General features: G+C 74.9%; 1 protein-coding gene. It reads left to right on the top strand.

All coding sequences use genetic code 11. From position 1 onward, the window contains the following. Positions 1–55: 55 nt before the first annotated feature. Positions 56–386, top strand: a 331-nt coding sequence (locus tag AC1DSF_RS31270; RefSeq protein ID WP_478184192.1) for a PspC domain-containing protein, incomplete at its 3' end; no start/stop codon positions are given.

The raw sequence follows: 386 nt of genomic DNA, 5'->3' as shown, positions 1-386 counted from the left end.
CTCCCCGGGGCCTTCCTGATAGGCGCGCCCGCGCGAGGCCGACACGATGGATCCCATGAGCGACCCGACCTCGACATCCACGCAGACCCCGCCGCCGCCGGGTGCGGACGGCGGCACCCCGCCGCTGACCCGCGACACCCACGACCGTGTGGTCGCCGGCGTCGCCGGGGGCCTGGGACGCCACTTCGGCGTCGACCCGGTGATCTTCCGCGTCGTCCTCGCCGCGGTCGCGCTGTTCGGCGGCCTCGGCGTCCTGCTGTACGGCCTGGGATGGCTCCTCATGCCGTCCGACGACCGTCCGGTGCCGATGGCCCGCGACGTGCTCAACGGGCACCGGGTGAAGGAAGCCGTGCCCGCGATCGTGCTGACCGCGGTCGGCACGGGCG

This window comes from Variovorax sp. 01N429 (genome assembly GCF_056399425.1).
Note: the sequence above shows the minus strand (reverse complement) of the source record. Positions and strands in the feature narration are given on the sequence as shown.